Origin of the sequence: Streptomyces sp. So13.3 (assembly GCF_005860785.2) — a bacterium.
GTDB lineage: Bacteria > Actinomycetota > Actinomycetes > Streptomycetales > Streptomycetaceae > Actinacidiphila > Actinacidiphila fildesensis.
In genome coordinates this window covers 3,946,387-3,963,591 of record NZ_CP048835.1, presented here as the reverse complement: position 1 = coordinate 3,963,591, position 17,205 = coordinate 3,946,387, and the positions used below count along the sequence as shown (strand labels likewise).

The following is a 17,205-nucleotide window of genomic DNA, read 5'->3' as shown; positions in this document are numbered from 1 at the left end:
GTCCGTTCCGCCCGCGCTAGCGTCGTGCCGCACCCCGCCCCCCACGAAAGGCAGGCCGGTATGGCCAGCACGCATCGCCGTCGACCCGGGTTCACGACCAAAGCGATCGGTGGCCTCGTCGCCGCGGGTGTCGTGGCGGGAGGCGCCTTCGCGCTGGCCGGGTCAGCGAGTGCCGCCCCGGTCGGCGCCGCCTACACCAAGACGAGCGGCTGGACCGGTGGCTACACCGGGCAGTACGAGATCACGAACTCCTCGGACAAGGCGTTGTCCGGCTGGACCCTGTCGTTCGACCTGCCGGCCGGCACCACGCTGAGCTCGCTGTGGAACGGCAGGTTCACCGCGAACGGCCAGCACATCACCGTGAAGCCGGAGGGCTGGAACGCCACCGTGGCGCCCGGCGCGAAGGTCGACGTCGGCTTCGTGGCGGCGTCCGGCGGCACCGCCGCGGACCCGGTCAACTGCCTGATCAACGACGCCAAGTGTTCGGTGGACTCCGGCCCGACCGCCACCCCCAGCGGCCGTCCGACCGTGACCGCGAGCCCGACCGCCTCGCCCACCCCGACGAAGACCGCGTCGCCGACCCCCACGAAGACCAGCACGCCGACCCCCACCCCCACCAAGACCGGCGGCACCACCCCGGTCGCCGGCGCGGGCTTCTCGCCGTACATCGACACCTCGCTGTACCCGGCCTTCGACATGGTCGGCTCCGCGAAGAGCACCGGCGTCAAGCAGTACAACCTCGCCTTCATCACCTCCGGCGGCGGCTGCACCCCCAAGTGGGGCGGTGTGACGGACCTCGGCTCCGACGCGGTGGCCGGCCGGATAGGCGCGCTGCGGGCGGCGGGCGGCGATGTCCGCGTCTCGTTCGGCGGGGCCTCGGGCTCCGAACTGGGCACGGCCTGCACCTCGGTCGGCGATCTGACGGCCGCGTACGGCAAGGCCGTCGACCAGTTCAAGCTGACCAAGGTCGACTTCGACATCGAGGGTGGCGCGCTCCCGGACACCGCGTCCAACAGCCGCCGCGCGCAGGCCATCGCCGCGCTCCAGAAGAGCCACAGCGGACTGGACGTCTCGTACACCCTCCCGGCGATGCCGACCGGTCTGACGCAGGACGGCATCAACCTGCTGGCCGACGCCAAGAAGAACGGCGTGAAGATCTCGGCCGTCAACATCATGGCGATGGACTACGGGCCCGCGTTCAACGGCGACATGGGCCAGTACGCGATCGATGGCGCCACGGCGACGCAGGCTCAGGTGAAGAGCGTGCTCGGCCTGTCGGACGCGGCCGCCTGGAAGGCGGTGGCGGTCACCCCGATGATCGGTGTGAACGACGTCAACACCGAGATCTTCACGGTGGACGACGCAACGCAGCTGGTGGACTTCGCCAAGTCGAAGGGCCTGGGCTGGCTGTCGATGTGGTCCTCGACGCGTGACAAGCAGTGCCCCGGCGGTGCGAAGAACTTCGCCGATGCGAGCTGCAGCTCGATCGTCCAGGGCGATCTGGCCTTCACCAAGGCGTTCGCCTCCTTCGGCTGATCGCACGGCCGACCGCAGGACGCAGCGGCCCACCGGCGGGGGTTCCCGCCGGTGGGCCGCTGCCGCGTGAAGTGGTGTCGACGGCACCCTCGAACCCCCGCACCACCCCGCGTCTCTTACGGAGCGTCAGGCTCCGTGATCTCACCCGTGCGCGCGACCTGGGCGTACCAGTGGGCGCTGGATTTCGGGATGCGGTTTTGGGTGGCGTAGTCGACGTAGACGGCGCCGAATCGTTTGCTGTAGCCGTAGGACCATTCGAAGTTGTCCATGAGTGACCACAGGAAGTAGCCGCGGACGTCGGCGCCGTCGGCCATCGCGCGGTGTACGGCCGCGAGGTGTCCGCGCAGGTAGTCGATGCGCCGTGGGTCGTTGACGGTGCCTTCGGGGGAGACGTAGTCGTCGAAGGCGGCGCCGTTCTCGGTGACCATCAGTGGCAGGCCGGGGTTCTCCTGGGCGGTGCGGCGCAGCAGGTCGTACAGTCCGCTGGCGTCGACGGCCCAGCTCATCGCGGTGGTTTCGCCGGGTGGGAGGTGGAAGGCGACCTGTTCGGAGCCGGGCCAGGGGGAGTGCGCGCTGGCGCCGTGGCCGTCGAAGCGGGCGGCCTCGGTCCCGTCGGGGGCGGGCTGCGGGCCCGAAACGACGGTGGGCGTGTAGTAGTTGATGCCCAGCAGGTCGATGGGGCGGGAGATCTCGGCGAGGTCGCCGTCCCGTACCAGGGTCTGCCAGTCGACGAGGTGCGCGGTGTCGTCCAGCAGGTCCTCCGGGTACCCGCCGTGCAGGATCGGGCCGGTGAAGATCCGGTTGCCGACGGCGTCGATCCGGCGTGCCGCGTCCAGTGCCGCCGTCGAGCCGTCGAGCGGGCGCACCTGGTGGAGGTTGAGGGTGATCGAGGTCCGCGCGGTGGCGGGGAGTGTGGAGCGCAGGACCCCGATCGCCCGGCCGTGGGCGAGATTGAGATGGTGGGCCGCCTTCAGCGCGGCGTCCGGTTCGGTGCGGCCGGGGGCGTGGACGCCGGATCCGTAGCCGAGGAAGGCGGAGCACCAGGGTTCGTTGAGGGTGGTCCAGTACGGGATGCGGTCGCCGAGTGCGCCGGCCATGATCGCGGCGTAGTCGGCGAAGCGTTCGGCGGTGTCGCGCACCGTCCAGCCGCCGACGTCCTCCAGATCCTGCGGCAGATCCCAGTGGTAGAGGGTCGCGACCGGGGTGATGCCCTTGTCGAGGAGCTCGTCGGCCAGCGCGCGGTAGAAGTCCAGGCCGCGTTGGACGGCGGGGCCGCGGCCGGTGGGCTGGACCCGCGACCAGGAGATGGAGAAGCGGTAGGCGCCCAGGTGGAGGCCGGACATCAGGGCGACATCGTCGCGGAACCGGTGGTAGTGGTCGGCCGCGATGTCGCCGGTGTCGCCGTTGTGGACCCGGCCCGGAGTGTGGCTGAAGGTGTCCCAGATGGAGGGGGTGCGGCCGTCTTCGGCCACGGCGCCCTCGATCTGGTACGCGGCGGTGGCCGCGCCCCAGACGAAGCCGGGCGGGAAACGGAGCAGACCGGCCGGTGCGGCCTCGGTCTCGGTCTCGGATCGGACAGCGGTCATACGGGGGCACTCCCAAAAGGTGAGCGGGACAGGTGCGGGCGTAGGGCTTCGGGAGGTCAGCTCTTGACGGCGCCGGCGGTGATGCCGCCCACGATGTGTTTGCCGAGCAGCGCGAAGACCAGCAGCAGCGGCACGGTCGCGATCAGCGCGCCGGTCAGCACCACCGCGTGGTCGATGGTGTGGTCACCGGAACCGAGCCCGGCCAGCGCCACCTGCACGGTGGGGTTCTGTTGGTTCAGTGCGATGAACGGCCAGAAGAAGTCGTTCCAGGACTGGACGAAGACCAGCATCCCCAGCACCGCCATGGCCGGCCGCGCGATCGGGAAGACCACGTGCCACACGATCCGCAGGCTGTGCGCCCCGTCCACCCGGGCCGCCTCGATCAGCTCGATGGGCAGCGCCTCGGCCAGGAACTGCCGCATGAAGAACACCCCGAACGCCGCCACCAGCGACGGCAGGATCACCGACTGCAGCCGGCCCACCCAGCCCAGATCGGTGATGATCTGGTAGAGCGGGATCACGCTGAGCTGCGGCGGGATCGTCATCGTCGCCACCACCAGGGTCAGCAGCCCGTTGCGGCCCCGGAAGCGCAGCTTCGCGAAGGCGAAGCCGGCCAGCGTGGCGAACAGCACCGTGCTGAGCGAGACGAACCCGGCCACGATGGTGGAGTTGATCAGCGCCTGGCCCATGTGGACCTGGTCCCAGGCGATCTTCAGGTTGTCGATCAGATGGGAGCCGGGCAGCAGCTCGGTCGGCGGCTGCACGATCTGGGTGTCGGTGCTGGAGGCCGCGACCACGGTCCAGTACAGCGGGAAGAGCGAGACCAGCGCCGCGACCACCAGGACCACGTACGTGACGGGCCCGGCGTGGTCCTGCCGTCCGGCGCGGGCCGAGAAGCGCCGCCGTTTGGGCGGGGCGGGAGTGGGCCCTGACCGGTGCGCGGCCCGTTCCGCGACTGCGTGTGCCATGAGGTCAGCCCCCCAGCTTCCTGCGGTTGACCCGCGTGATGATCAGTTGGACGGCGCCCACGAGCAGCAGGATCAGGAGCATCACCCACGCGACGGCCGACGCCTGTCCCAGCGCCCCGTTCTGCCAGCCCTTCTCGTACATGTAGAGGCTGAGCGTCTGGTACTGGTGCGCCGATCCGCCGCTGACGCCCAACCCGCCGCCGAACAACATCGGTTCGCCGAACAGCTGGGTCGCCCCGATCGTCGAGACGATGATCGTGAACAGGATCGTGGGACGGATCGAGGGGATGGTCACGCTGAGGAACTGCCGCCAGCGCGACGCCCCGTCCAGCGCTGCCGCCTCGTACAGATCACCCGGCACGGCCTGCATCGCGGCCAGGTAGATCAGCGCGTTGTACCCCGTCCACCGCCAGGTCACGATCGTGGAGATGGCGATCTGGGACGGCCACTTGTCGGCCTCCCACTGGATGTGGTGCACCCCGAAGTGGCCGAGCAGCTGGTTGACCATCCCGTAGTCGGGGTTGAAGAGCTGGACGAAGACCAGCGAGGCCGCCGCGATCGACGTCGCGTACGGGGCCAGCACCGCGACCCGGAAGAACCCGCGCGCCCGGAGCTTGTAGTTCAGGAGATGGGCCAGCCCCAGCGCCATCAGCAGCTGCGGGACGGTGGAGATCACCCCCAGCGAGAACGTGTTGCGCAGCGCGTTCCAGAAGAACTCGCTGTCCCACAACCGGGTGTAGTTGTCGAACCCGCGCCACTGCGCGGTACCGCCCAACTCCACCTGATGGAACGAGAGCCAACCCGTGTAGATCAGCGGGAAGAGCCCGAACGCGGCGAAGCAGACGAAGAACGGGGCGATGTACGCGTACGGCGTCGCCTTCAGATCCAGGCGGTACAGCCGCGAGCGCCAGGAGTGGCCGGCGGGCGTGCCGGGGTGCCCGGTGGTGCGGGGGGCGGGGGCGGGGACGGGCCGGGCCTACGGCGGACTGCCGTCGGCCGACGCCCTGACGGAGGTGGCCACGAGTGGCGTCCTTCCCGGTCGGGTCAGTCGGTCGGTCTCGGTCGGGACGGTCGGTCACGGCCGGATCAGCGTCGTGGGGCGGGCCGCCCGGCAGGAGTGGGCACTGCGGGGCGGCCCCGCCGGCTACTGGTCGATCTTGTCCTTGACCAGCGCCTGCACGGTGGACCACGCCTTGTCCTTGGACGTGCCGTGCTGCTCGATGTCGAGCAGCCCGTTGTCGGTGATGTACGTCTTCACCTGGCCGTCGTAGCGGCCGATCGGCGCCGGGGTGACGCCCTTGGCAATGGCCGTGTAGACCTTCCCGATCGGCGCGGTGCCGAAGTACGGGTTCGTCGCGTCCGTCACGGTCGGCGAGTCGAGACCGGCCTTGGTGGACGGGATGTTGCCGTTCTTGGCGAACACCTTCGCCTGCTGCTCGGGCGCGGTCAGCCAGGCGGCCAGCGCGGTCGCCTCAGCGGTGTGCTTGCCCGCCTTGGGCACGGACAGGAACGCACCGCCCCAGTTGCCGGACTCCGGCGCCGCGGCGATGTCCCACTTCGCCGTATTGGCCGGACCCGCCTGCTCCTTGATGATGCCGGTCATCCAGCTGGGGCAGGCGATCGTGGCGAACGTCGAGTTCTTGAACGCCGCGTTCCAGGTGCCCTTGTCGTCGAACTGCCGCAGCTTGGCGCTCAGACCCTGCTGCGCCGACTCCACCGCCAGGTCCCACGCCTTCTTCACACCCGGGCTGGTGTCGTAGATCAGTTTGCCCTGGTCGTCGGAGTACTGCTGCGCCTGACTGGAGACCACCGCGTTGAAGACACCGCTGGCGGAGTCGGTGAAGGACACCCCGGCCGGCGCCTTGGCCTTGAACTGCTGACCAACAGCGATGTACTTGGCCCAGTCGCCCGCCCACAGCGCGGCGACCGCCTCACGGTCGGTCGGCAGACCGGCCTTCTGGAACAGGTCCTTGCGGTAGCAGACCGCCATCGGGCCGACGTCGGTGCCGAGTCCGATCACCTGGCCGCTCTTCGTGGTGGCCTGCTTCTCCTTCCAGTCCAGCCACTTGGTGGTGTCGACCCCGGTGGCCTTGCCCAGGTCGACGAACCGGTCGCCGAGCGTGGCGGTCGCCTCGGCGATGAAGCCGACCTCGATCGCCTGGACGTCGGCCAGCCCGCTGCCCTGCGACAGGTGCAGCTTCAGCGCGTCCCAGTACTTCTGGCCGTCGGCGACGTTGTCCTCGACGATCGTGATGTTCGGGTGCAGCTGGTGGTACTCCGCGAACAGGGCCGCGCCCGTCTTGTCGTCGTAGCCGAACGAGCCGAAGTCGCCGACGTGCAGCGTGATGTTCTCGGTTCCGGTGCTGCCCTTCTTCCCCGAGTCCGAGCTGCTGTCGCTGCTGCAGCCGGTGATCAGGGTCGCGCAGGTCGCGAGCCCCGCGACCGCTATCAGTGCGGTCCGACGGGCGCGAGTGCCGCTGGAAGTGCGCATTCCACTCTCCTTGTCCAGGGTGGGTCTGGCGTTCGTTCTGACGTCCGGGCGTGCGACGAGGTGTGGGAGCGCTCCCACGAAGGCTTGCCGGAACAGTCCTGCCTCGGAGGGGGAAGTGTCAAGGCATGAAGTCGTTTTCGTTGCCGGAACGTGTCCGGACCGGACCTTCGATCACTTCTTGAACGAAACCGGCACCGCACGGCCGCTATCGTGAGAGATCGTGGGAGCGCTCTCACGCACGGTGCGTCCGAGCGCCTAGGATGGCGCGTCAGCCATGTCGGGAGGCGGAAGTGACCGTGAACGGTCGGCACAGCGGACGGCCCACGCTCGAAGAGGTCGCCGCACGCGCCGGGGTGGGCCGCGGCACGGTCTCCCGGGTCATCAACGGCTCCCCCCGGGTGAGCGACCGGGCCAAGGCCGCCGTCGAGGTCGCCGTCGCCGAGCTGGGGTACGTCCCCAACCGCGCCGCCCGCGCCCTCGCGGGCAACCGGACGGACGCCATCGCGCTCGTCATCCCCGAACCCGAGACCCGGCTCTTCGCCGAGCCGTACTTCTCCGACATCATCCGCGGTGTCGGCGCCGAGCTCGCCGACACCGACATGCAGCTGCTGCTGACGCTGATCCGCACCCCCAAGGAACGCTCCCGCTTCGCCCAGTACCTCAGCGCCCACCGGGTCGACGGCGTTCTGCTCGTCTCCGTGCACGAGGACGACCCGCTGCCGGACCTGCTGGAACAGCTGGACATGCCCGCCGTCCTGAACGGCCGGCGCTCCGACCTGGAGTCCGTGTCCTACGTGGACTCCGACAACGTCGGCGGCGCCCGGTCCGCCGTCGGCTATCTGCTCGGCCGCGGCCGCCGTGCCGTCGCCACCATCACCGGCCCCGTCGACATGTACGTCGCCCGCTGCCGTCTCGACGGCTACCGCCAGGCCGTCGGCGCGGCGGGCCTGGGCGACGACGCCTCGCTCGTCGCCCGCGGAGACTTCACCGAGGAGGGCGGCCGGCGCGCGATGCGCGAGCTGCTCGCCCGGCGGCCCGACGTGGACGCCGTCTTCGCGGCCTCCGACGTCATGGCCTCCGGCGCGCTCCAGGTCCTGCGGGAGGCCGGCCGGCGGGTCCCCGACGACGTGGCGCTCATCGGCTTCGACGACTCCGTCATCGCCCGCCATACGGACCCCGCCCTCACGAGTGTCCGGCAGCCCATCGAGGAGATGGGCCGCACCATGGCCCGCGTCCTCCTGGAGGAGATCGCGGAACGCACCTCGGTGCGGCGGCATGTGGTGCTCGCCACGGAGCTGGTACGGCGGGACTCGGCGTAGCGGGGTCCGCGTTCACCGGAAAGTGTGACGTCGGACACAGGGGCGAACGGCGCCGCCCCGACCCCCACCGGGCCCCCGGGACCCAGGACATGACGAAGGCCCGGTCTGTTCTCACAGACCGGGCCTTCGTCATTCAGGGTGAGTGACGGGACTTGAACCCGCGGCCACCTGGACCACAACCAGGTGCTCTACCAACTGAGCTACACCCACCATGTCCGGCGCTTCTCGGCGCCGACCTGAAGAAGCATACAGGGTCCGGGAGGGTGCTCGCCTCAGGCTATTCGGCAGCCAGGACGTGCTTGGCCGCGATGGCCCGGGCGGTGTCGGTGTCCGGGCCGGGCTGCGGCACGAAGACGGCCTCGCGGTAGTAGCGCAGCTCCGCGATGGACTCGCGGATGTCGGCCAGGGCGCGGTGGTTGCCGTTCTTCTCCGGGCTGTTGAAGTACGCCCGGGGGTACCACCGGCGGGACAGCTCCTTGATGGAGGAGACGTCCACGATCCGGTAGTGGAGGTGCTGTTCGAGGGCCGGCATGTCCCGGGCGAGGAAGCCGCGGTCAGTGCTGACCGAGTTTCCGCACAGCGGGGCCTTGCGCGGTTCCGACACGTGCTCGCGCACGTAGTCGAGCACCAGCTTCTCGGCCTCCTCGAGCGTCACACCGCCCTCGAGCTCCTCCAGGAGCCCGGAGGCGGTGTGCATCTCGCGTACGACGTCGGGCATGGTCGTCAAGGACTCGGCGGGCGGGCGGATGACGATCTCCACCCCCTCGCCGAGAATGTTCAGCTCGGAGTCGGTGACCAGTGCGGCCACCTCGACGAGCGCGTCGTGGGCCAGGGACAGCCCGGTCATCTCGCAGTCGATCCACACCATGCGGTCGTTCATGGGTCTCACCCTAAGGGGCGATCGCGTGGACCAGGCATAGCCGGGTTGCGGCCGCGTGCGATGCGGTCCGCGCGCAGCCGCCCCCTGATGATGCCGTCGGAGCCGTCCATGCGGCTCTGCTCGGGCACCCGAGGGGCGTACACGTCGGAGTCGGGCTTGCCCGGCACCGTCAGGAGCTGTGGCGTGCCCCGGCGGGGCGGCAGGTGCTCGGCCGGCGCGGGTGGCCGCTCCGGGTCGTCCTGCGGGCGCCGGGCCCGGTACGCGGCCCGGTAGGAGGCGGGCGACGACCCGAGCTGGCGGCGGAAGTGCCCGCGCAGCGCGACGGGGGAGCGGAAGCCGCAGCGGCCCGCCACCTCGTCCACCGAGAAGTCGGACGTCTCCAGCAGCCGCTGCGCCTGCAGCACCCGCTGAGTGATCAGCCACTGCAGCGGGGCACTGCCGGTGAGCGACCGGAACCGCCGGTCGAAGGTCCTGCGGCTCATATAGGCGCGAGCCGCGAGGGCCTCCACGTCGAACTGCTCGTGCAGATGCTCCAGCGCCCAGGCGACGACCTCGGCCAGCGGGTCACCGCCGATCTCTTCTGGTAATGACCTGTCGAGGTGGCGCTGGCTGGAGGGCCAGTCACTGCGGCGCGGCGGCACGACGAGCCGCCGGGCGAGCGCGTTCGCCGCCTCGGCGCCGTGGTCGGTGCGTACGACATGCAGGCAGAGGTCGATTCCGGCCGCGGTGCCGGCCGAGGTCAGTACGTCTCCGTCGTCCACGAAAAGCTCCCGGGGGTCCACATGCACGGAGGGATAGCGCTTGGCCAAGGTGGGCGCGTACATCCAGTGGGTGGTCGCGGGGCGGCCGTCCAGAAGCCCCGCGGCGGCCAGTACGAACGCCCCTGTGCACAGGCCGATGATCCGGGCGCCCTCCTCATGGGCCCGGCGCAGCGCGTCGAGGGCCTCGGGAGGTGGTGGTTGGGAGATCGAGCGCCAGGCGGGCACCACTACGGTGCCGGCCCGTGACAGCGCTTCGAGTCCGTACGGGGCGCTGAGTTCCAGGCCCCCTGTGGTGCGAAGTGGCCCGTCCTCGCCGGCGCAGACCAGCAGCCGGTAGCGGGGCACGCCCGCGTCCTGCCGGTCGATGCCGAACACGGAGAGCGGGATGGAACTTTCGAAGATCGGCCCGCCGCTGAACAGCAGCACGGCGACAACTTCGGCACGCCGCCGCGCGGACAGTTTGCGAGTGGCGCGGGACGACGCTGACGGTGCTGAGGATCCGGCTGATGGCGACAGGTTCTCCATCGCCGTACCGGTCCTGGACTCCTGGCTCATCATGGAGCTCAAGCCCCCCTCGATCGACGCGGCCCCTCGGTCCTGCACGTTTCCCCCGCCGTATTTCCCAAGATCGAATCTACTGTGTTTGGTGTGTCAGATGAGGCAGTTGTGAATACTTCACCACCTGGCGCTAAGTCGACTTGACCACGTGGCGTGAAGCATTCGATCACGAAGCGTTCCACTCACCGGGCCTGCTGGGAAGTACGCCTCTGGCTCCCGCGGTGGCCTACGACGCTCCTCGCGCCCCCTGGAGCCGTTTCATTGCAGGTGGCAGACGTGTCAGCAAGCGCTTTGACCAACAGGGGTACTGCGGCCAGAAGTTGGCTGAAAAACATACGCACCGATGTGCACGCCCCTGGACGGCACCCCGGTGTGCGCCCCCTGGCCAGCCAACCGCCCCGGTGCGCCCCTCACGGCCGCCGGCGTCATCGGGGCGTTATCGGGCCATTTGCCGGTCCCTCGCCGGACCGGTGTCTTGTTCACGCCGGTGCCGCGGAGAATTTGGTTTGCGCGGGGGGCGATGTTCGTGCGGTGCCCCCCCGGCAAGGCGTCCCGCGCAGGTCTGGGGTGCTCCGCACATCGCTCCGGGGTGTCTCCAGGGGAGCCCTCGGGCCGCTCCGGAAGACCCCTTGAGCCGTTCTGGAGCCGCCCTGGACCCGTTCTGGAGCCGGCCCGCCCGCGACGGCCGCTCCCGCCGCGCGGATTCGTCCGGCCGGATGACGGCACGACGTTGCGCTCACGGCCGGGCTCCGGCATTCTCCTGGAAACTCCGGGTACGTAATGCCTGCGAAGGCTCGACGAGTCTGTGCAGGGATGCGTCTCCGCCGTACTCTGGAGTGACCAGGGTCGGAAGCCTCGAACTGGCCGAAACCAGTCAGCCTCGCGGCCCCCGTCAGGGTATTACCGAAGACGCAGCGAAGCTCGCTGTGACGACTGCAGCACCGCCGTTGTCCGCCGGTCGGCGTCCCCACGCCGCCCTTGTCGAGAAACCGCATCATGGCCGGTTATGAGCTCCCTGAGCCCGCTGAAGGCAAGCCGCTCGCCGAATCGGCGGCGCTCCCCGAAGCGGCCCCCGAGCTGCGCTCGTCCTGCGACCCGGCCTTCCGGCACGGTGTCGTGGTGGGATTCGACGGTTCGGTCTCCAGCGAGCGGGCGCTCGCCTACTCGATCGGCATGGCCCGGCGACTGGGCTCGGCTCTGATCATCGTCCATGTGGCCAACCGCCTCCCGGCCACGGTCTGGGCGGGCTGCGAACCACCGGTCTTCGTCGACGTCCCCGACCACAGAACCGAGGTCCTGGGGCTGGAACTCGCCTGCGCCGACCACCTCGCCGAGGTCCCCTGGATCCTCGTCGAACGCGGCGGCGACATCTGCCACGAACTGGAGGAGGTCGGCCGCGAGTACGAGGCCGACGCCATCGTCGTGGGCGGCACCCAGGGCATCATCGGCCGCATCTTCGGCTCGGTAGCAGGCCGCCTGGCGCGCCGGGCGCAACGCCCGGTCATCGTCATCCCGTAGAACGCCCACGGGAGAGCACCCAGGGGAGCGCCACCACAGCCACACCCACCACCGGCCGTCACCTGGCTCGCAGACCCATCCCGCAAACCGTCGGGGCATCAGGCCGACGCCCCGGACCCTGTGCGCTGTGATCCCTTACGGCCCACGTTCCCGCAGGTCGGAGGGGACGCGAGGGAGCCGGGGCCGCAGGGGTGGGTTTCGAAATGCTGCCGAGCTATTTGTGGGCCGCCAGGCCCGTAAATAGTCGATTTCGAAACCCACCCCGGAGGACCCGGCCCCCGCACCCACCACCAACCCGCAGGCCTACTCCACCGTCACGGACTTCGCCAGGTTCCGCGGCTTGTCGATGTCACGCCCCATCGCCTTCGCCGTGTGGTAAGCGAACAACTGCAGCGGAATCCCCATCAGAATCGGATCCAGCTCGACCTCGTTCTTCGGCACCACGATCGTGTGGTCCGCCTTCTCCTGCACCTGGTGCGCCACCGCCAGAATCCGCCCGCTCCGCGCCTTGATCTCCTCCAGTGCCGCCCGGTTCTTCTCCAGCAGATCGTCGTCCGGCACGATCGCCACCGTCGGCAGCGCCGGCTCGATCAGCGCCAGCGGACCGTGCTTCAACTCGGAGGCCGGGTACGCCTCCGCGTGGATGTAGCTGATCTCCTTGAGCTTCAACGAGGCCTCACGCGCCACCGGATAGCCCCGCACGCGCCCGATGAACATCATCGACTTGGCGCCCGCGTACTCGGCGGCCAGCTTCTCGATCTCCGCCTCGCCCTCCAGCATCTCGGCGATCTGAGCGGGCAGCTTCCGCAGCCCCGCGATGATCCGCTTGCCGTCCGCGACCGACAGGTCGCGGATCCGGCCCAGGTGCAGCGCGAGCAGCGCGAACGCGACGACGGTGTTGGTGAAGCACTTGGTGGAGACGACGCAGACCTCGGGGCCGGCGTGCACGTACACGCCGCCGTCCGTCTCGCGGGCGATCGCCGAGCCGACGACGTTCACCACACCCAGCACCCGCGCGCCCTTGCGCTTGAGCTCCTGGACGGCGGCGAGCACGTCGTAGGTCTCGCCGGACTGGGAGACCGCGATGTAGAGGGTGTCGGGGTCGACGACCGGGTTGCGGTAGCGGAACTCGGAGGCGGGCTCGGCGTCCGAGGGGATGCGGGCCAGCTCCTCGATCATCTGCGCGCCGATCTGGCCCGCGTGGTACGACGTGCCGCAGCCGAGGATCTTGATCCGGCGGACGCTCCGCGCCTCGCGCGGGTCGAGGTTCAGCCCGCCCAGGTGCACGGTGGAGAACCGGTCGTCGATACGGCCGCGCAGCACGCGGTCGACCGCGTCGGGCTGCTCGGAGATCTCCTTGTGCATGTACGTGTCGTGGCCGCCCATGTCGTACGACTCGGCCTCCCACTCCACGGTGGTCGGCGTGGCCGAGGTGCTGGAACCCTCGGTGGTGTACGTGCGGAAGTCGTCGGCCTTGAGGGTGGCCATCTCGCCGTCGTCGAGGGTGACGACCTGGCGGGTGTGGCTGACCAGCGCGGCGACGTCCGAGGCGACGAACATCTCCTTGTCGCCGATGCCGAGCACGACGGGCGAGCCGTTGCGGGCGACGACGATGCGGTCGGGGAAGTCCTGGTGCATGACGGCGATGCCGTAGGTGCCCTCGACGCGGCGCAGCGCTTCCTGGACCTTGGCCTCCAGGGTGTCGGCCTGCGAGCGGCCGATGAGGTGCACGACGACCTCGGAGTCGGTCTCGGAGGTGAACTCGACGCCGTCGGCGATCAGTTTGGCGCGCAGATCGTCGGCGTTGTCGATGATGCCGTTGTGGACGAGGGCGACTTTGCCCTCCGCGTCAAGGTGGGGGTGCGCGTTCTCGTCGTTCGGAGCGCCGTGCGTGGCCCAGCGGGTGTGCGCGATACCGGTGGTGCCGGCGAAGCGCTTGGGGATACGGGCCTCCAGCTCGCGGACCCGGCCCTTGGCCTTGACCGTCTTGAGGACCCCGGACTTTCCGGTGATGACGACGCCCGCCGAGTCGTAGCCCCGGTACTCCAGCCGCTGCAGGCCTTCCAGCAGCAGTGGAGCCACGTCGCGCTTACCGATGTATCCGACGATCCCGCACATATGGTCGTCCCTCTCCGTCGTGAGTCAGTCGTACGTCAGCAGGTGGTGCCGCACCCGCACGCGGGCACCAGGTGTTTCCGGTGTGTCAGCCTGTGTCAGCCGTAGACGATGCGGCGCAGTTGCCGCAGGGAGAGCTCCGGCGGAGCCACCGCGCGGTACGGCAGCTCCTCGGTGATCCGCTCGAAGATCACCGCGTTGACCAGGCCCTTGGCCTGGAGCTCGCGGTGCCGGCGGCGGACGAACAGCTCTGTCGTCTCGTCGAAGTACGCCAGCACGTCCTGGATCACCCGGACCGCCTCACCGCGGTGCAGCGGTGTGGTGCGGACCAGGTGGTCGACAAGGTCCTCATGGGACGTCTGGCGGTCGGGCATCCGTCGATACTGGTGTGATCATCGCCCGTTTGCAAGAATCCTGCCCGATTTCGGGCAGGAGGTGGATCCGGGTGAGCCAAAAGCGTGGGGAATTGGTCTACACCTTGACCACTCCGGGGGCGCACGGTACCCAAGTGGCATCGGTACTCTCCGCCGCCCGCTGAAGGGAATCCCCCTGTGAGACGACCCAGCGTTCGGAACAATCTGCCCCAGATCCTGTGCTCGTTGCTGCTGATCAGCGCCACTGCCTGGGCCACCGCCCCGGCCGCGCCGGCCGCCTCCGCCTCCGGAGCCGACGCCTCGTCGGCCGTCCTGGAGCGGGTCGTCCCCGCCCCGGCCTCCGTACAGTCCGGCGGCGCCTCCTATGCCATCGGCGCCGGCACCCGCATCCACGTGCCCGGGAACTCCGACGAGGTGCGGAAGGTCGGCGACTACCTCGCGGGCGTGCTGCGGCCGTCCACCGGATACCCGCTGCCCGTCGTCGCGGACGACGGAGGCAGCGACGGCATCGTGCTCAGGCTGGGAGCGACGATCAGTGGTGCGGGCAGCTACAACGCTGCCGGCGCCAGGTCGGACGGGGCCAAGGCGGACGGCGCCGAGGCGCCCCACGACACGGTCGTGGCACTCGGAGCGGAGGGGTACCGGCTCGTCGTCTCCGGGCAGTCGGTGACCATCGGCGCCGAGCAGGCCGCCGGGCTGTTCCACGGTGTGCAGACGCTGCGCCAGCTGCTCCCCGCCACGGTCGAGAAGCGCACCGTGCAGAGCGGCCCCTGGAACGTGCCGGGCGGCACCATCACGGACGCGCCGCGCTACGCCTACCGCGGTGGCATGCTCGACGTCTCGCGGCACTTCTTCTCCGTCGCGCAGGTCGAGCGGTACATCGACCAGCTCGCCCTCTACAAGATCAACCAGCTGCATCTGCATCTGTCGGACGACCAGGGGTGGCGGATCGCCATCGACTCCTGGCCGCGGCTGGCCGCCTACGGTGGCAGCACCCAGGTCGGCGGGGGACCCGGCGGCTCGTACTCGAAGGCCGACTACCGCGAGATCGTGCGCTACGCCGCGAGCCGCTATCTGACGGTGGTGCCGGAGATCGACATGCCCGGCCACACCAACGCGGCCCTCGCCTCCTACGCGGAGCTGAACTGCAACGGCATCGCCCCGCCGCTCTACACGGGCACCAACGTCGGCTTCAGCTCGCTGTGCGCCGCCAAGGACGTCACCTACCGGTTCGCGGACCAGGTGCTGGGGGAGCTGGCCGCCCTCACCCCGGGCCCGTATCTGCACATCGGCGGCGACGAGGCGCACTCCACCAGCCACGCCGACTACGTGACGTTCATGGACAAGGTCCAGCCGATCGTCACCAAGTACGGCAAGACCGTGATCGGCTGGCACCAGCTGGCGGGCGCGCACCCGGTCGCCGGGGCCGTCGGCCAGTACTGGGGCACGAAGGGCAGTGAGAAGGAGGTCGCGGACGCGGCCAAGGCCGGAATGCGGCTGATCCTCTCGCCCGCCAACCGCGCCTACCTGGACATGAAGTACAACGCCTCCACCCCGCTGGGCCAGGCCTGGGCCGGCCTGGTCGAGGTGAAGGACTCCTACAACTGGGACCCCGCCACCTTCATCAAGGGCGCACCCGCCTCCGCCGTCCTCGGCGTGGAGGCGCCGCTGTGGACGGAGACCATCGTGACCAGCGCGGACTCCGACTACATGACCTTCCCGAGACTGCCGGGAATCGCCGAGATCGGCTGGTCCCCGGCAGCCACCCACCAGTGGGATGCCTACAAGGTGCGGCTCGCCGCCCAGGGCCCGCGCTGGACGGCGCTGGGCATCGGCTACTACCGGTCGCCCCAGGTGCCCTGGCCGAGCAGCTGACGGCCGGCCGGCGGCGGACGGTCACCCACGACCGCCCGCCGCCGGCTCGTCAGCCCCTCAGCCCGTGAGCCCCAGCTCGCGGGCGATGAGCATCCGCTGGACCTCGCTGGTGCCCTCGCCGATCTCCAGGATCTTGGAGTCCCGCCACATACGGGCCACCGGGTACTCGTTCATGAAGCCGTATCCGCCGTGGATCTGGGTGGCCTCACGGGCGTTGTCCACGGCGACCGTCGAGGAGTAGAGCTTGGCGATCGCCGCCTCGTTCTTGAACGGCTCGCCGCGCACCAGCCGGGAGGCCGCGTCGCGCCAGCCGACACGGGCCATGTGGGCGCGCATCTCCATGTCGGCGAGCTTGAACTGGATCGCCTGGTTCGCACCGATCGGCCGGCCGAACGCCTCCCGGGTCTTCGCGTACGCCAGGGACTCGTCGACGCAGCCCTGGGCCAGCCCGGTGGCCAGCGCCGAGATCGCGATCCGGCCCTCGTCGAGGATCCGCAGGAACTGCGCGTAGCCGCGGCCCTCCTCGCCGAGCAGGTTAGCGGCCGGGACCCGGCAGTCGGAGAACGACAGCTCACGGGTGTCCGAGGCGTTCCAGCCGACCTTGGAGTACGGAGCCGCGACACCGAAGCCCGGCGTGCCCGAGGGCACGATGATCGACGAGATCAGCGGTCGTCCGTCGTCCTTGCGGCCGGTGACGGCGGTGACCGTGACCAGACCCGTGATGTCGGTACCGGAGTTGGTGATGAAGCACTTGGTGCCGTTGATCACCCATTCGTTCGTCGCCTCGTCCAGCCGGGCGGTGGTGCGCGTGCCGCCGGCGTCGGAACCGCACTCGGGCTCGGTCAGCCCGAACGCGCCCAGGATCTCCCCGGAACACATCCGCGGCAGCCACTCGCGCTTCTGCTCCTCGGTGCCGAAGCGGAAGATCGGCATCGCGCCCAGCGAGACGCCCGCTTCGAGGGTGATGGCGACGGACGAGTCCACCCGCGCGAGTTCCTCGAGGACGATGCCGAGGGCGAGATAGTCGCCGCCCATGCCGCCGTACTCCTCGGGGAAGGGCAGGCCGAACAGGCCCATCCGGCCCATCTCACGGATGATCTCGTACGGGAACTCATGGTTCTCGTAGAACTCCCCGATCTTCGGCGCGATCACGTCGTGCGCGAACGCCTCGACGGTGCGGCGCAGTTCCTCGTGCTCGGGGGCGAGGCGGTGATCGATCGACAT

13 protein-coding genes and 1 tRNA gene are annotated in these 17,205 nt (G+C 69.8%); 4 read left to right on the top strand and 10 right to left on the bottom strand.

Annotation, left to right across the window (positions count from 1 at the left end; all coding sequences use genetic code 11):
• Window positions 1–60: 60 nt before the first annotated feature.
• Window positions 61–1,536 carry a cellulose binding domain-containing protein gene (locus C8250_RS17870; protein WP_138357988.1) on the top strand — a complete coding sequence of 492 codons (1,476 nt, stop codon included), beginning with the start codon at window positions 61–63 and terminating at the stop codon, window positions 1,534–1,536.
• A gap of 116 nt (window positions 1,537–1,652) precedes the next feature.
• On the opposite strand, the gene C8250_RS17865 is transcribed toward C8250_RS17870, so the two are convergent.
• The 4 genes from C8250_RS17865 to C8250_RS17850 all read right to left on the bottom strand — a co-directional run bounded on the left by C8250_RS17865 (window position 1,653) and on the right by C8250_RS17850 (window position 6,581).
• Entirely contained in the window at window positions 1,653–3,122 is a 1,470-nt protein-coding gene (locus tag C8250_RS17865; protein ID WP_138357986.1) for a beta-glucosidase, read from the bottom strand.
• Window positions 3,123–3,178: 56 nt separating this feature from the next.
• A complete protein-coding gene (locus C8250_RS17860; protein ID WP_138357984.1) occupies window positions 3,179–4,090 on the bottom strand; it encodes a carbohydrate ABC transporter permease in 912 nt (303 codons plus the stop codon).
• 4 nt (window positions 4,091–4,094) lie between these two features.
• Complete coding sequence (locus C8250_RS17855; protein ID WP_138358026.1) at window positions 4,095–4,988, bottom strand: sugar ABC transporter permease; 894 nt, start codon at window positions 4,986–4,988, stop codon at window positions 4,095–4,097.
• A gap of 246 nt (window positions 4,989–5,234) precedes the next feature.
• Entirely contained in the window at window positions 5,235–6,581 is a 1,347-nt protein-coding gene (locus C8250_RS17850; RefSeq protein WP_138355045.1) for an ABC transporter substrate-binding protein, read from the bottom strand.
• Window positions 6,582–6,841: 260 nt separating this feature from the next.
• Between C8250_RS17850 and C8250_RS17845 the strand changes: the two genes are divergently transcribed.
• A complete protein-coding gene (locus C8250_RS17845; RefSeq protein ID WP_138355046.1) occupies window positions 6,842–7,900 on the top strand; it encodes a LacI family DNA-binding transcriptional regulator in 1,059 nt (352 codons plus the stop codon).
• A 137-nt stretch (window positions 7,901–8,037) separates the two neighbouring features.
• Here the strand turns inward: C8250_RS17845 and C8250_RS17840 are convergent.
• From C8250_RS17840 to C8250_RS17830, 3 genes are all read right to left on the bottom strand, one after another.
• A tRNA-His gene (locus tag C8250_RS17840) sits at window positions 8,038–8,110 on the bottom strand.
• Between the two features lie 67 nt (window positions 8,111–8,177).
• Complete coding sequence (gene orn / locus C8250_RS17835) at window positions 8,178–8,780, bottom strand: oligoribonuclease (protein ID WP_138355047.1); 603 nt, start codon at window positions 8,778–8,780, stop codon at window positions 8,178–8,180.
• A gap of 5 nt (window positions 8,781–8,785) precedes the next feature.
• Entirely contained in the window at window positions 8,786–10,066 is a 1,281-nt protein-coding gene (locus C8250_RS17830; RefSeq protein WP_138355115.1) for a helix-turn-helix domain-containing protein, read from the bottom strand.
• Window positions 10,067–11,095: 1,029 nt separating this feature from the next.
• On the opposite strand from C8250_RS17830, the gene C8250_RS17825 reads away from it, so the two are divergent.
• Window positions 11,096–11,617 carry a universal stress protein gene (locus C8250_RS17825; protein WP_138355048.1) on the top strand — a complete coding sequence of 174 codons (522 nt, stop codon included), beginning with the start codon at window positions 11,096–11,098 and terminating at the stop codon, window positions 11,615–11,617.
• 303 nt (window positions 11,618–11,920) lie between these two features.
• Here the strand turns inward: C8250_RS17825 and glmS are convergent, their stop codons facing one another.
• On the bottom strand, window positions 11,921–13,735 hold the full coding sequence (gene glmS, locus C8250_RS17820) for a glutamine--fructose-6-phosphate transaminase (isomerizing) (RefSeq protein WP_138355049.1): 1,815 nt from the start codon (window positions 13,733–13,735) through the stop codon (window positions 11,921–11,923).
• A gap of 95 nt (window positions 13,736–13,830) precedes the next feature.
• Window positions 13,831–14,106 carry a hypothetical protein gene (locus C8250_RS17815; RefSeq protein WP_138355050.1) on the bottom strand — a complete coding sequence of 92 codons (276 nt, stop codon included), beginning with the start codon at window positions 14,104–14,106 and terminating at the stop codon, window positions 13,831–13,833.
• 177 nt (window positions 14,107–14,283) lie between these two features.
• Here C8250_RS17815 and C8250_RS17810 point away from each other — a divergent pair, with 177 nt between their 5' ends.
• Window positions 14,284–15,981 (top strand): beta-N-acetylhexosaminidase, encoded by a 1,698-nt coding sequence (locus tag C8250_RS17810; RefSeq protein ID WP_138355051.1) that lies wholly within the window; start codon window positions 14,284–14,286, stop codon window positions 15,979–15,981.
• A 57-nt stretch (window positions 15,982–16,038) separates the two neighbouring features.
• On the opposite strand, the gene C8250_RS17805 is transcribed toward C8250_RS17810, so the two are convergent.
• The gene (locus tag C8250_RS17805; RefSeq protein ID WP_164295410.1) at window positions 16,039–17,205 is read right to left on the bottom strand and encodes an acyl-CoA dehydrogenase family protein; all 1,167 of its coding nucleotides are present in this window, start codon (window positions 17,203–17,205) and stop codon (window positions 16,039–16,041) included.